The following is a 710-nucleotide window of genomic DNA, read 5'->3' on the forward strand; positions in this document are numbered from 1 at the left end:
GTTCGGTGCTGGAAGTGATTCCCGGGGAATCACCTCGGTCGATGCTTGAAGTGATGCCAGTGGAATCACAGTGCTTGCAATGATTGCAGCATTCAGCTGATCTGTTCAACCCTGTGATCTCGGTCGAATTATCCGCTTGATGTCCATCATTGAGCTGCGCCCGGCAGCCAGTGAAGACTCGTCACGATCTTGCGGCGAGACTTTTTTGACGGGAGGCGGGGGAGTTGGCTTTGGTTGATCAGGCGCGTTGCTGAGATGTTTCGGCTGGGGGGAGTGCGCCTGTGGATTTTGAGCTGACGCTCTAGGAGCCTGCCACTGGGCATTGAATTCCCCACTCAGGGCTTTCTGCATGCAGCTCAATAGATAACCGAATGGGTTCTTCACGGAACCGCTATTGCAACGATGGCGCCATTGATCAAGCAACGGTTCTCGCAGTGTCGGCTCGACGCTCTGCAATGCGGTCATCGCCCTGAAGCGTTGATCCTCTGTAAACCTTTCAAACCCTGGAGGTAGATCGACTGGAGCGCTCACAGCCTCGCGCGGTACAGAGCTTTTACATACAGATGTATTTGTATTCGTATACGTACTATATGAGTTCGGAATCCGAACTGTGCCGTATGACGCTGATTTTAGACTGAGTTCGGATTCCGAACTCGGTCTATCGAGATTCGCTTTCTCGCTGATTTTACTGAGTTCGGAATCCGAACTCA

The 710-nt window shown here is 52.3% G+C and carries 1 pseudogene; it reads right to left on the reverse strand.

Annotated elements, in window-relative coordinates:
• Positions 1–105 precede the first annotated feature (105 nt).
• A pseudogene (locus tag GE543_RS27350) lies at positions 106–710 on the reverse strand (hypothetical protein); the annotation flags it as partial.

It is taken from the genome of Pseudomonas sp. SZ57, assembly GCF_009495975.1.
Taxonomy (GTDB): domain Bacteria; phylum Pseudomonadota; class Gammaproteobacteria; order Pseudomonadales; family Pseudomonadaceae; genus Aquipseudomonas; species Aquipseudomonas syringae.